The sequence below is a fragment of the Streptomyces adustus genome, from assembly GCF_009377175.1.
Taxonomy (GTDB): domain Bacteria; phylum Actinomycetota; class Actinomycetes; order Streptomycetales; family Streptomycetaceae; genus Streptomyces; species Streptomyces adustus.
Genome location: NZ_VJZD01000009.1, coordinates 21,388 through 33,503, shown reverse-complemented (window position 1 = coordinate 33,503; position 12,116 = coordinate 21,388). Strand labels below are relative to the sequence as shown.

Annotated in this window: 13 protein-coding genes; 7 read left to right on the top strand and 6 right to left on the bottom strand. The window is 71.5% G+C overall.

The window, feature by feature from the left end; translation table 11 throughout:
• Positions 1 to 25: 25 nt before the first annotated feature.
• Positions 26 to 709 (top strand): ABC transporter ATP-binding protein, encoded by a 684-nt coding sequence (locus FNH09_RS03920; protein WP_152885209.1) that lies wholly within the window; start codon positions 26 to 28, stop codon positions 707 to 709.
• An 81-nt stretch (positions 710 to 790) separates the two neighbouring features.
• Here FNH09_RS03920 and FNH09_RS03915 read toward each other — a convergent pair whose 3' ends face one another.
• Complete coding sequence (locus tag FNH09_RS03915) at positions 791 to 1,702, bottom strand: helix-turn-helix domain-containing protein (protein ID WP_152885206.1); 912 nt, start codon at positions 1,700 to 1,702, stop codon at positions 791 to 793.
• A gap of 179 nt (positions 1,703 to 1,881) precedes the next feature.
• On the opposite strand from FNH09_RS03915, the gene FNH09_RS03910 reads away from it, so the two are divergent.
• Entirely contained in the window at positions 1,882 to 2,922 is a 1,041-nt protein-coding gene (locus FNH09_RS03910) for an NAD(P)-dependent alcohol dehydrogenase (RefSeq protein WP_152885204.1), read from the top strand.
• 61 nt (positions 2,923 to 2,983) lie between these two features.
• Here the strand turns inward: FNH09_RS03910 and FNH09_RS03905 are convergent, their stop codons facing one another.
• Positions 2,984 to 4,456, bottom strand: a complete 1,473-nt coding sequence (locus FNH09_RS03905) for an FAD-binding protein (protein ID WP_152885202.1) — start codon at positions 4,454 to 4,456, stop codon at positions 2,984 to 2,986.
• Between the two features lie 254 nt (positions 4,457 to 4,710).
• Between FNH09_RS03905 and FNH09_RS03900 the strand changes: the two genes are divergently transcribed.
• From FNH09_RS03900 to FNH09_RS48170, 4 genes are all read left to right on the top strand, one after another.
• Positions 4,711 to 5,508, top strand: coding sequence for a nitrilase-related carbon-nitrogen hydrolase (locus tag FNH09_RS03900; RefSeq protein ID WP_152885200.1), 798 nt, complete (start codon positions 4,711 to 4,713; stop codon positions 5,506 to 5,508).
• A gap of 163 nt (positions 5,509 to 5,671) precedes the next feature.
• A complete protein-coding gene (locus FNH09_RS03895; protein ID WP_152885198.1) occupies positions 5,672 to 6,001 on the top strand; it encodes an SAV_915 family protein in 330 nt (109 codons plus the stop codon).
• Complete coding sequence (locus FNH09_RS03890; protein ID WP_152885196.1) at positions 5,994 to 7,457, top strand: hypothetical protein; 1,464 nt, start codon at positions 5,994 to 5,996, stop codon at positions 7,455 to 7,457. The genes FNH09_RS03895 and FNH09_RS03890 overlap by 8 nt, the downstream gene beginning before the upstream one ends.
• A 37-nt stretch (positions 7,458 to 7,494) precedes the next feature.
• Complete coding sequence (locus FNH09_RS48170; protein WP_238426442.1) at positions 7,495 to 8,091, top strand: DUF3592 domain-containing protein; 597 nt, start codon at positions 7,495 to 7,497, stop codon at positions 8,089 to 8,091.
• 4 nt (positions 8,092 to 8,095) lie between these two features.
• Here the strand turns inward: FNH09_RS48170 and FNH09_RS03880 are convergent, their stop codons facing one another.
• Positions 8,096 to 9,214, bottom strand: a complete 1,119-nt coding sequence (locus FNH09_RS03880) for a hypothetical protein (RefSeq protein WP_152885193.1) — start codon at positions 9,212 to 9,214, stop codon at positions 8,096 to 8,098.
• Positions 9,215 to 9,354: 140 nt separating this feature from the next.
• On the opposite strand from FNH09_RS03880, the gene FNH09_RS03875 reads away from it, so the two are divergent.
• Positions 9,355 to 10,515, top strand: a complete 1,161-nt coding sequence (locus FNH09_RS03875; RefSeq protein WP_152885191.1) for a cystathionine gamma-synthase — start codon at positions 9,355 to 9,357, stop codon at positions 10,513 to 10,515.
• 15 nt (positions 10,516 to 10,530) lie between these two features.
• On the opposite strand, the gene FNH09_RS03870 is transcribed toward FNH09_RS03875, so the two are convergent.
• The 3 genes from FNH09_RS03870 to FNH09_RS03860 form a co-directional block, all read right to left on the bottom strand.
• Positions 10,531 to 10,779, bottom strand: coding sequence for a hypothetical protein (locus FNH09_RS03870; protein WP_162468081.1), 249 nt, complete (start codon positions 10,777 to 10,779; stop codon positions 10,531 to 10,533).
• A 40-nt stretch (positions 10,780 to 10,819) separates the two neighbouring features.
• Positions 10,820 to 11,332: a sigma factor-like helix-turn-helix DNA-binding protein gene (locus tag FNH09_RS03865; RefSeq protein WP_338017457.1), complete on the bottom strand. Its 513-nt coding sequence runs from the start codon at positions 11,330 to 11,332 to the stop codon at positions 10,820 to 10,822.
• 176 nt (positions 11,333 to 11,508) lie between these two features.
• On the bottom strand, positions 11,509 to 12,015 hold the full coding sequence (locus tag FNH09_RS03860; RefSeq protein WP_152885280.1) for a MarR family winged helix-turn-helix transcriptional regulator: 507 nt from the start codon (positions 12,013 to 12,015) through the stop codon (positions 11,509 to 11,511).
• Positions 12,016 to 12,116 lie beyond the last annotated feature (101 nt).

Genomic DNA, 12,116 nt, shown 5'->3' with positions numbered 1-12,116 from the left:
ACCTCACCCAGGAGTTGCACCCACCATGTACGAACTCAGAAGCGTCACCAAGCGCTACACGCGGGGCAAGGACACCGTCCACGCGCTCGACGGCATCGACCTGACCATCGCGGACGGCGACCGGCTCGTCATCCAGGGCCCCACCGGCGGCGGCAAGTCCACCCTGCTCCAGATGCTCGGCGGACTCGACCGGCCCACCTCCGGCGAGGTCGTCCTCGACGGCACCGACCTGGCCAAGCTGTCCGAGGCCCGCCTCACCAAGGTGCGCAGCGAGAACATCGGCTTCGTCTTCCAGTCGTTCAACCTCATCCCGACGCTGACCGCGCAGGAGAACGTCGAGACCGCGCTCGTACCGCTCGGCGTGAAGGTCAAGGACCGGCGCGAGCGGGCCGCCGAGGCGCTGAGGTCGGTCGGACTCGGCGAGCGGCTGGGACACCTGCCCGGCGAGATGTCCGGCGGTCAGCAGCAGCGGGTCGCCATCGCCCGCGCCCTGGTGAAGCAGCCGAAGGTGCTCCTCGCCGACGAGCCCACCGGCAACCTCGACGAGGGCATGCGCGACGAGATCATGGAGGTGCTCGAAAGCATGTGGAAGGAGCACGGGCTCACCTTCATCATGGTGACCCACGACTCCGCGATCGCGAAGAAGGCGCCGCGCCTGGCGACCATCCGCAAGGGAAAGATCACCGTCAAGGAGAACGCGAACTCGTAACCCGAGTACGCCGACGACGCCGTCCGCGCACGACCGCACCGGTGGTGGTACGCGGACGGTTCCGCACCCGGACCCGTCCGCTCAGGCCAGCGGTACGCGTCTCGCGTCCGTGCCCCAGCTGGCCAGCAGACGCAGTGCCTCGGCCGACGCGGAGCCCGGCTCCGCGTGATAGGTGATCAGGTGCTGCTCGCTGTCGTCGACCAGGCCGAACGTCTCGAAGGAGAGGGCGAGGTCGCCGACGAGCGGATGGCGCATCCGCTTGGTGCCGTGGCTCTTCTCCTTGACGTCGTGCGTGGCCCACAGCCTGCGGAACACCTCGCTCTTCACGGAGAGCTCGCCGACCAGCGCCGACAGCCGCGGATCGTCCGGATGGCAGCCGGCGTCCATCCGCAGGTAGCTGACGATGTCGGTCGCCTTCTGGTCCCAGTCCACGAACAGCTCGCGGTAGTCGGGCCTGAGGAACACCAGCCGGGCCCAGTTCCGCTCCTGCGCGGGCAGCTCCGCCCAGTCGCCGAACAGGGCCGCCGCCATCCGGTTCCACGCGAGGATGTCCGAGCGCCGGCCGGAGACATAGGCCGGGATGCCGTCCATGCTGTCCAGCAGCTGCCGCAGCCCGGTCCGCACCTGCTGCTGCCGCGCCGCCGGCCTGCGCTTGTGCTGCTTGGGCTTCGCCAGATGCGTGAGGTGCGCGTGCTCGGCGCCGGTCAGCCGCAGCGCCCGCGCGATCGAGTCCAGCACCTCGGCCGACACGTTCCGCCCGTTGCCCTGCTCCAGCCGCGTGTAGTACGCCACGGACACCCCGGCCAGCTGGGCCAGCTCCTCGCGCCGCAGCCCGGGCACCCGGCGGTGCCGCCCGAAGTCCGGCAGCCCCACGTCCTCCGGCTTCAGCCGGGCCCGCCGGGACCGCAGGAACTCGCTGAGCTCGGCCCGGCGGTCCAGCGCCGCCCGGCCCGGCTCCAGGGGCCCCGCTGCGGGCTCGGGCAGTTCGTCCATGCATCCAGTATTCACGGCCCGCGGCTGGTCCTACGTTCCCGAGCCTGACCCCGCCAGTAGTAGGAACACCGGACGTAGGCACAAGCGTGGTCTGGGTGGCCGTCCGGATCTCGGGCAGGCTGGACACCGTGCCCGGCCGAGGACGGCCGGGCACGGAATCACCAGCTAGGAGAATCGGCATGACCACTGTCGCCGCTTACGCCGCCCCCGCAGCCAAGGCGCCGCTGGAGCGCACCACGATCGAGCGCCGCGCGGTCCGCGAGTTCGACGTGCTGATCGACATCAAGTTCGCGGGCATCTGCCACTCGGACATCCACCAGGCCCGCGAAGGCTGGGGCCAGGCCATCTTCCCGATGGTCCCCGGCCACGAGATCGCGGGTGTCGTCTCCGAGGTCGGCCCCGGCGTGACCCGGTTCGCCGTCGGCGACCGGGTGGGTGTCGGCTGCATGGTCGACTCCTGCCGTGAGTGCGACAACTGCAAGGCGGGCCTGGAGCAGTACTGCACCGGCGGCGCCACCATGACGTACAACGGCGTCGGCCGGGACGGGGAGCCGACCTACGGCGGCTACTCCGAGAAGGTCGTCGTCGACGAGAACTACGTCGTCCGCATCCCCGACGGCCTCAAGCTGGACGAGGCCGCTCCGCTGCTGTGCGCCGGCATCACCCTGTACTCGCCGCTGCGGCACTGGAACGCGGGCCCCGGCAAGAAGGTCGCCATCCTCGGCATGGGCGGCCTCGGCCACATGGGCGTCAAGATCGCGCACGCGCTCGGCGCCGAGGTGACCGTACTGTCGCAGTCCCTGCGCAAGCAGGAGGACGGCCTGAAGCTGGGTGCCGACCACTACTACGCCACCAGCGACCCGAAGACCTTCGAGGAGCTGCGCGGCAGCTTCGACCTGATCGTCTCCACGGTGTCGGCGCCGCTCGACTTCGGCATGTACCTGTCCCTGCTGAAGTCCGACGGCGCGCTGGTGAACGTGGGCGCCCCCGAGGAGCCGATCTCGCTCAACCTCTTCTCGCTGATCGGGGGCCGCAAGACGCTGGCCGGATCCAGCATCGGCGGCATCCGCGAGACCCAGGAGATGCTGGACTTCTGTGCGGAGCACGGCTTCGGCGCCGAGATCGAGCTGGTCCGGGCCGACGAGATCAACGAGGCGTACGAGCGGGTGCTCGCCAGCGATGTGCGCTACCGGTTCGTGATCGACGTCGCGACGATCTGACCGAGCCGCCCGCCGCCCGTCTCTCCGCCGCCCGGGGAGGCGGGCGGCGGGGCGTCCGGGCTCAGAAGACGCCCTGGCCCGGGACCAGGATCCCGCGCGGGTCGTACCGGCGCTTCGCCGCCTTCAGCCGCGGCCAGGCCGGGCCGAAGTGGGCCCGCCAGTCAGCGCGGCCGAAGGGGATGCTGCCGACCGGGTACTGGGTGCCGCCGGCCGCTGCGGTCGCCTCGTAGGCGGAGCGGTTGGCCGCCAGCAGGCGGTCGGCGGCGGCGGTGTCGTCCGGCGGCGTCGTCCTCAGCACTCCGAGGAGGTACGACAGGGAGTCGTCGGAGGTGCGCAGCAGCGGGGTGTTCAGCCGGTCCCGGCGCAGCGGGTAGAGCAGGACGACGCCGGGGCCCAGGTCGGCCGGGGTGAGGGCGTCCAGCATCCGGCCGGCGAGCGCGGCCGCGGACGACCCGGGGAGCAGCAGGTTGAGCCATGGGTGGGCGTACGACCACAGGCCCGCCGCCTTCAGCGCGGCGACCGCCGGGGCCAGCCGGTCGAGGAAGTCGTAGTAGGCCAGGTCGGCGCGCTCGACCCGGGCCGGGTCGTGGCGCAGGCCGCGCAGCAGGGCGGTGTCCTCGGGCGCGGGTCCGGCCGGCGGGCCGTAGGCCACCGCCTCCAGGAGGTACGAGCGGAAGGCGCCGTCGGCGTCCGCGACGACCTGGCCCTCGACGTAGTCGAAACGGTCCTCCTCGACGAGGACGCGCTGGTCGTCGAGGAAGGTCTCCAGATCGTCGTAGGACAGCAGGTAGTGGCGTACGGTCTCCGGCGCGCGCACCAGTCGCAGCGTCGCCTCGACGACGACGGCGCACTGGCCGAGCCCGGCCAGGACGGCGTGGAAGAGGTCGGGGCGCCGGGTGGGGGAGCAGCGGACCGTCTCGCCCGCTCCGGTGACGACCAGGAGCGCGGTGACGTTGTCGACCTGGGCGCCGTGCCGGTGGGTCTGGCCGCCCAGCCCGCCCACGGACAGGGTGCCGCCGACGGAGAGTTCGAGATAGTCGGTGAAGACGGGCGGGGTGAGCCCGTGGGCGGTCGTCGCCCGGGCCACGTCGCTCCACCGGGCGCCCGCCCCGACGGTGACGGTGGTGCTGTCCGGCCCCACGTGACCGATGTCCGCGAGGGTCGCGGTCTCGATGACCAGACCGCCCCTCACCTGCGCCTGGCCGAACGTGGCGTGTCCCTGCCCGCGCGGCGCGACCGGCAGGCGCCGTTCGTTGCAGAACCGGACCATGGCGACGATGTCGCGGACCGAGCCCGGGCGCAGCACGGCCACGGGACGGTGGTGCACGAGGTGCCCGTAGTCGTCGGCGGTGGCGGCGAGCGACGGCTCGTCCGTGACGAGCGTCCCGTCCAGCCGGGGGATCCCGACCGTGTCCGGGCCGGACGCCGATCCGGCCGCGGCCCAGCTGCGGGTACCGGGGTCGAAGCCGATCACCGCCGTCCCGGTGACGGCGAGTCCGCGCAGCACGGCACGTCTTGACGGGGTGTGAGCCATCCGACCTACCACCTCTCAGCCGATCCGACATGGTCAAATCGAGCTCAGCGTAGGGTAGTTGCTCCCGCCGGACGCGGACTTCGACCACTCCCGGGCGAGCCGCTGCCGGATGCGGCCGAGGCGGCCGGGACCGGCGCCGCGTCGGCCCGTGCCCCGTACGGACCCCACAGGGCGCGCAGGGCGCAGCCGCCTCCTTACGCTCGTGGGAACAGGTTTCCCTGGGCCGCGCGGGCGCGGTCGCGGAGGTGACACCCATGCGTGCCTCGCTGGTACAGCTGTCCGTGGACGCGTCGGACACCGCGGACGAGCGCCGCCGCCGGGCGGCCTCGCTGGTGCGCGCCAGGACCGGAGACGATCTGGTGGTCCTGCCGGAGCTCTGGGCGGCCGGCGCCTGGTCGTACGACCGCTGGGAGCACGAGGCCGAAGGGCTCGACGGCCCCACCGCCCAGGCGATGTCCGCCGCGGCGCGTCGGGCCGGAGTGTGGCTCCACGCGGGTTCGATCGTCGAGCGGGACGCGGACGGGACCCTGTACAACACCGCGCTCCTCTTCGACCGGCACGGCGACCTGCGCGGCCGCTATCGCAAGATCCACCGGTACGGCTTCGACACCGGCGAGGCGACCCTGATGGGCGGCGGCGACGACATCGTCACCGTGCCCACCGACTTCGGCGTGGTCGGCCTCGCCATCTGCTACGACCTCCGCTTCCCCGAACTCTTCCGGGGCCTGCTCGACGCGGGCGCCGAACTGGTTGCGGTTCCCGCCGCCTGGCCCGCGGCCCGGCTGAGCCACTGGCGGCTGCTCACCCGCACGAGGGCCCTGGAGGAGCAGGTCTTCCTCCTGGCCTGCTGCGCCACGGGCACGCACGGCGGCATGGAGCAGGCCGGCCACAGCGCGGTCGTCGATCCCTGGGGAACCGTCCTGGGCGAGACCCGCACCGCGCAGGAGACCCTGACCGTGGACCTCGACATGTCCGAGGTCCCCCGAATCCGCGCCGAACTCCCCGTCCTGCGGGACCGAGTGCTCACCATCAAGGCCCCCACCTCGCCCTGAAGGCCGGAAGCACCGTCGGCGCGATCCGGCTGACGGTGGCCGCCTCCATCCGGAAGGCGACCGTGATTGGCCGCGGTGTGCATCGGGTCGCCATCCCCGCAATTCCCAATGCTTTCAAGAAGCTTGACTCCGGCATTGCCGACACGGCTTATACGCTGAGCGGATGGAATCGACAAGTCCTGTTCGTGAGGCCCCGAATGCACTTGTGCTGCCCACCGTGACGGACATGTCCCGGGGCGATGACGGTGCCCCGGTCCTGGAGGGCACGGTCGACGTGCTGCTCGTGCCGCTGGAGGCCGAGTCCGGCGAGGATCGACTCGTGGCTCTCGCTTTCTCGACCGTGGCCCTTCTGGTCGACGCGATGGGCGAAGAACAGCCATGGGTCGCGATTCCCACCGAAAAGCTCGAAGACGCGCTGCGCGGGTCGGGTGCTCAAGCCGTACTGCTGAACCCCGGGTTGGCCGAAGGCGCGGGAGTCGTGGCGAATGGGTGACCCGAACTTCTCGGGAATCAATCCCGAGAATCTTCTGAAGACCATCAACAATCTGGCGTCGGGCAGCAAAACCCTGCACGAGAGCAGGACCGCGTATTTCAGTCGATTCCAGGCGCTCGGCCTCGACACCGGCAGTCTGACCGAGATCGGGAAGATAGCCTCCTGGGTCGACGACGAACTTCCGATGCTGCGCCGACGCCAGAAGCTCGCCGCCGCCATGGAGTTCGAGGGGGTGGGCCCCAGGCCCACCATGGTCCAGCTGCGCGAACCGATATGGACCGTGCGGCAGGCGCGGGAGGAGGGCGCGGACCTGGCCGCGCAGGCCGACGAACTCAAGGACATGGACCCCGCCGAGGCCGGCCCGGAGTTCCATCGAATCGCCCAGGAACTGGCCGCGCACAAGGGTGATCCGGACTTCGACTCGTCCTTCTACGCCAGGATGGACCCCAACCTCGTCAAGAACCTCCCGATGGCCGTCGCGATGTCCGACGCGCCGACGGCCCGGGAGGACATCAAGACGTTCGGTGCCGCGTTCACCGCCGCGGTGAACGCCGACGAACCCGCGCCGGGCTTCGACAAGGTGCTCGACCTGTTTCATGGTGACATCCCCGAGGACGACCCGGGCGCCGTCTTCAACCGGGCGCTGTTGCAGGGGGACGATCCCGATCTGTGGGACACCGCCTGGAAGCACCTGGAGAAGGCGGTCACGGACCTGGGGGACCCCAAGGCGACATGGACCGTGCACGCCGGACTCCTCGCCTCCGTCATCGGCTTCCAGTCGCACCTGTCCGAGCAGCTCCGGGGCGAGGCGGAGCAGTTCTCGCGGGAGGCCGAAGCCGCCTACGAGAAGCGCGTCAACGCCATGAGCCCGAAGGAGCGGGCTCGGTTCAGGACCGAGACGCGCGCCGCGGCCAAGGCGTCCAAGGCCGCGTCCCGTGAGGCGGAGCGCATCTACGGCAAGTACGGGCTGGGCCCGATGTCCCGCTTCATGGAGGCGTCGGTCGGCGATTCGGCCCGCTGGTTCGCCGACAAGGCCCCCTTCATCAGGGGAGGGTCGGCGGGCGCGGAGGCCGGCTGGCTCGGCAAGGTCTTCAGGACAGGGGACCGGCTGCCATTGGTCGGCACACTGCTGACCGTCGGGGGCATCGCGTACGACATCAAGGTCAACCATTCGGACCCGGACGTCGCTGTGACCTCGAACGTCGTGTCCCTCGGAGTCGGAATGGCCACCACCTGGGGTACGGAGGCGCTGGTGGTGGCCGCTGCCGGAGGGCCGGTCGGCTGGGCTGTCGGGGCGGGCATCCTCGTGGGTGCCGGTCTTGGTTACGGCGCCTATTACGTCCTCAACACCCAAACCGGCAAGAAGGCTGTGCACGCCGTCACCCACGCGGTCGAGGATGTCGGCAAGAGCATCGGCGGTGCCGCCGAGTCGGTCGGTGGCTGGCTCGGGTTGTGACTCACGGAAACCGGATTTCATGGTGAAGAAGAAAAGGGTGAACCGGTCGCGGAGCGACTGGACCCTGCCCCCGAAGGCCGCCGAACAGAAAGCTCGTCTGGACGCGTCACGCGGCAAGATCGCCCGGCTGCGGCAGCCGGTGCCGCAGCGGCGGCTGATTCTGACGCTGTTCGCTCTGTGCCTCGTGGCTCTAGGGATCTTTCTCCTCTTCCTCGTCCCCTCGCGCTCGCTCGTCGGCGACCTGCGTTCGCGCGGTGTCGCCACGTGGGCGGAGGTCACGTCCGCACCGAAGGACCACTTCGGCAGCCCCGGCAACACCGAGATCCGGTTCAGGGGCCCCCGGGGCGAGGTCGACACGACGCTCAGCGACTGGGGCGGCAGGCGCCCCGGCGGCCTGGTGACCGGACGGGTCGTATCGGTGACCTACGACCCGCACGACCCCACCCGGGTGCTCACGACGGCCTGGGTGAAGAGTCCACCGACCGTGACCCTGCCGATGCTGGTGTCACTGGTCCTTTCCCCGTTCTTCCTGGCCGGGGCGCTCTTCCTCACCTTCCGACGGCGCAGGCTGCTGATCGAGCGGGCGGGGGCGCAGACGGCGGAGAGGCCGAGGAGCGCGAAGGAGCACCAGTGACGGATCAGTGCGGGAGCGTCGCCGGGTTGCCGCCGTTGGCCTCGTAGCCTGCCACCGCCAGTGCCCGGTACATCGCGAACTCGGCGGCCGGGTCGGCGGACAGGGCCCAGGGGAGGGCGCCCACGTGGCCGTCGACGTGTATCAGCTGGTTCATCGCCTCGGACCAGCGTTCGGCGCGGACCAGGAAGAAGACGAGGAGGTGACGGACGTGCGCCAGCATCGGGTCGTCGGGGCGGGCCGCGTGCACCGCGAACAGCGCGCCGTGGATCGCCTTGGTCACGACCTCGCTCTGGTAGAAGCTGTTGACCAGGTTCACCTCGGGCAGGTGCTCGAAGACCGCGAAGAGCGGCATGGCGGCCAGCAGCGAGCCCCGGGGGGCCCGGGCCGCCGCCGACTCCGCGAAGGAGTACGCCAGCTCGCGCGAACCGTGCCACTTCTCGCACCAGTGGTGCAGCGCCGCCAGATGCGCGCCCATGTGCGCCGGGGCGCGGTCCAGGATCTTCAGCCACAGCTGCTCGAACTCGGCCTGGGAGTAGGCCAGCCCGCGGGCCACCGACAGCTCGACGATGTACGGGACCGGGTCGCCGGGGGCGAGCAGGGCCGCCTGCCCGCAGGCGTCCCGCGCCTCCTCCATGATGATCCGGAACTCCTCCGTCCCGGGTGTCGACGTCCGCCACGCCTGCTGCGCGAGGAACTCGGCGTGCACGGCCGCGCCGCCCGCGTCCTTGGGCGCCTCGGCCCGCCACACTCGCAGCCACTGCCCGCCCGGCGTCTCGCTCACCCCGCCGGGACGCTGCCGCAGCTCCAGTGAGGCCGCCCCGGCGAAGGCCTGCACCCGCTGCCAGCGCAGCTCGCCCTCCGTCTCGGTGCCGGCCAGCAGTTGCTGTGCCGCCCGGTAGTCCTGGGTGCGCTGCACCAGGTCCAGGACGTCGACGAGGTCCTGGTCGGGGCCGGGCAGCCGGATGTCCAGCTCCTCCTCGCGCATGAATCCGTACGTCGCCGGATCGGCGGCGTCCGGGTGTCCGGGCGCCACCTGCTCGATCCGGCCGCGCCTGCGCAGCAGGAAGGGGCTCAGTACGAAGCCCAGCATGACCAGCGCCATCAGGACCCAGAGAATCTCCATGGCTCAAGCGAACCAGACCGCGCCGACAATTGGCCAACCCGTTCGACGGCCGGCGTTCCGACGGCCGGTGCCGCCGCCATCGCGACCCGGCCGTCCCGCCGTCCGGCACCGGCCCTCCGGGCGCACTACGCTCGGGGCTCATGAGTGACAGGCACATCAGTCAGCACTTCGAGACCCTCGCGATCCACGCGGGCAACACCGCCGACCCCCTCACCGGCGCCGTCGTCCCGCCCATCTACCAGGTCTCGACCTACAAACAGGACGGCGTCGGCGGACTGCGCGGCGGCTACGAGTACAGCCGCAGCGCCAATCCGACCCGCACCGCCCTCGAAGAGAACCTCGCCGCCCTGGAGGGCGGTCGTCGCGGCCTCGCGTTCGCGTCCGGACTGGCGGCCGAGGACTGCCTGTTGCGTACGCTGCTGAGCCCCGGCGACCACGTGGTCATCCCGAACGACGCGTACGGCGGCACGTTCCGGCTGTTCGCGAAGGTCGTCGCCCGGTGGGGCGTGGAGTGGTCGGTGGCCGACACCAGCGACCCCGCCGCCGTACGCGCGGCCATCACGCCGCGGACCAAGGCCGTGTGGGTGGAGACCCCCTCCAACCCGCTGCTCGGCATCACCGACATCGCCGCCGTCGCCCAGATCGCCCGTGACGCGGGTGCCCGGCTCGTCGTCGACAACACCTTCGCCACGCCGTACCTCCAGCAGCCGCTGGCGCTCGGCGCGGACGTCGTGGTGCACTCCCTGACCAAGTACATGGGCGGCCACTCGGACGTCGTCGGCGGCGCGCTGATCGTCAACGACGCCGGGCTGGGCGAGGAACTCGCCTACCACCAGAACGCGATGGGCGCGGTCGCCGGGCCCTTCGACTCCTGGCTGGTGCTGCGCGGCACCAAGACGCTGTCGGTGCGCATGGACCGGCACAGCGAGAACGCCACGAAGATCACCGACATGCTCACCCGGCACCCCCGCGTGACGCGGGTGCTCTACCCGGGCCTGCCGGAGCACGCCGGGCACGAGGTCGCCGCCAAGCAGATGAGGGCGTTCGGCGGCATGGTGTCCTTCCAGGTCGAGGGCGGCGAGGAGGCGGCGGTCGAGGTCTGCAACCGGGCCAAGGTGTTCACGCTGGGCGAGTCCCTCGGCGGCGTCGAGTCGCTGATCGAGCACCCCGGACGCATGACGCACGCCTCCGCGGCGGGCTCGGCCCTGGAGGTGCCCGCCGATCTCGTACGCCTCTCCGTGGGCATCGAGAACGTCGAGGACCTGCTGGAGGACCTCCAGCAGGCCCTGGACCGCCCCTAGGGCCTGTCGGGCGGTTCACCAGCCGATCGAGGGTGGAGTCGGGTCCGAGGGCGGCTCCACCCAGGGCCGGGCGGTCAGCGCCCAGACCGTGAACGCCAGCACCCCGGCGAGCAGCAGCAGCCACAGCAGACGGCGCGTGCGCGTCCTGCGCCGCAGGATGCGACCGCCACGGCGTACGACGTCCGCGTGCAGGCCGGGCGGCAGCGGGGGCGGGGTCCGCTCCATGATCCGCCGCGCCGCCGCCTCCCGCTCGGGCCGGTTCACCGGTGCCTCCCCTCGCCCGGCGTGACGGTCCCGGGGGCCGTCACGACGGGGCCACCTTCGCCTCGGCCACCGCCGGCGCCGGGCGCCGGGGCGGGTGCAGCAGGGTGGCCGTCGCCCGGTCGCAGATCGCGTGGACGCGTTCGACGGGCAGGCCGAGCAGCGACGCCGCCTGCTCCTCCGCGACCCCCTCGTACAACCGCAGGACCAGGATCAGACGCTCCTGCGCCGTGAGGACGGCCAGCGCGCTCGCGGGGTGCACGCGGGCGCGACGGCCGATACCGAGGACGCCGTAGCGGTACCACGCACCATGGGCGAACCGGGTGGCCAGATATCGACGGGTGCGGTCGTACGGATCCTCGCCGCGCAGCCGGTCCCAGGACGCGTAGGTGTGGGCCAGGGAAAGCGTCAGCAGGCGTCGCGCGCGCGGGTTGTCGTCCGGCGCCTCCGCGGTGAGCAGCGTGGCGGTGTGCAGCAGCCGTCCACCCGCGCCGGCCACGAACGACTCGAACTCCCGGGCCTGGCGGGCAGCTTGCGAGGCATGCCGTTCTCGCACCGTGCCTCCCGCCTGACAGCCGCCCTGAGGAAACGGTTCCCCGCCGTCGGTGGGGGAGACCCGGTCTCATATGAGGCCCGGGGCGACCTCTCGGTCAAGGGGCGCGCACGGCCGGAAACCGCGGGCCGCGCGTCCCGGCAGGGGAGACCGCCACGGCCCGGTGCGTCGGCTGCGGCTCAGGAAGCGGGCTGCGGGTTCGGGCCCGCGATCGCCTGGGGTGCCATCCGGGCGGAGAGCGCGCTGTTGAAACGGGTCAGGAGCGAGCAGAACGTCTCCCGCTCCCCGGGCGCCCAGTCGTGCGTCAGCTCGGCCATCAACTGACGCCTCGACGAACGCACTTCCTCCAGCCGCGCCAGCCCCCGCGGGGACAGCTGGAGCACCACCGCGCGCCCGTCCTCCGGGTGCGAGGTGCGCTTGACCAGGCCGGTGTCCACCAGCGGGGCCACCTGGCGGGTGACGGTCGAGGAGTCGATGCCCATGCTCGCGGCGAGCGCCTTGACGCCCATCGGGCCCTCGTTGTCCAGCCGGTTGAGCAGGAGGTACGCGGCGCGGTCCATGGAGTTGCGCACCTGCCCCACGCCACCGAGCCGGGTCTGTTCGGCACGGCGGGCGAACACCGCCACCTCGTGCTGGAGGGTGTCCAGAAGGCCGGGGTCACCGAGGGTCGTCATGTCCATCGACATTTCGGGTGTTGTGGGCATGGCCGCGGACTCACTTCATGAAGGGTGCTGGGATGTGGGGGACAGGGTACGCGGCCGAAGGGCGGGCCGTACTGGCGCTGCGG